The organism is Bacillus sp. JJ1474 (genome assembly GCF_036965225.1).
Classification (GTDB): Bacteria; Bacillota; Bacilli; order Bacillales; family Cytobacillaceae; genus Cytobacillus.
In genome coordinates, this window is the sequence record NZ_JBALPC010000022.1 from 20,750 (window position 1) to 21,315 (window position 566).

Sequence of the window (566 nt, forward strand, 5' to 3'; positions counted from 1 at the left end):
AATAATAAAATTTCAGATAAGGAAAGTGGGATGTCCATCATGGCACAGGTCGTTACAGTCACAATTAATACAGCCATTGTAGAAGTACTTTTATTTAATACTGTGCCAAACACAACGGATGTCTCAGCGAATTCTGGTTTTAATTCTAAATCTCTTTCAGCTGAAATAATGTTAACTGCCAGTGTATCATAAGACCCTCCGGTCCCAAAACCTGTTGAATAAACTGTAAAGTAATATTTCCATATTTGTGACCATGTTCTTTTGGAGATAATCTTTGTTAATACAATAATCAGGAGTGTCCATGTTGTAGCTAAAATAAATACCCAAAGGACGGTTTTACCATAATAGGCAACACCCTCAGTCCCAAACTTTAACGGAATGTTTATTGCTAAACATCCAATCATGATTGGATAATACCAAAGTAGCCACTTAAATGCTGCTAAAATATAATCGCTAATAACCATAATATTTCTTGCAATTGGCTCGAATTTTTTGTTAGTAGCGACTATCCATCCGATTACTACGGAGGCAATTAAAATCTGCAATAATGGTTGCTGGGTGATAAT

The 566-nt window shown here is 35.0% G+C and carries 1 protein-coding gene; it reads right to left on the reverse strand.

Annotated elements, in window-relative coordinates; all coding sequences use genetic code 11:
- Positions 1-566: cation:dicarboxylate symporter family transporter (locus V7164_RS03650; protein ID WP_335353409.1), on the reverse strand; the 566-nt coding region annotated here is incomplete at both ends.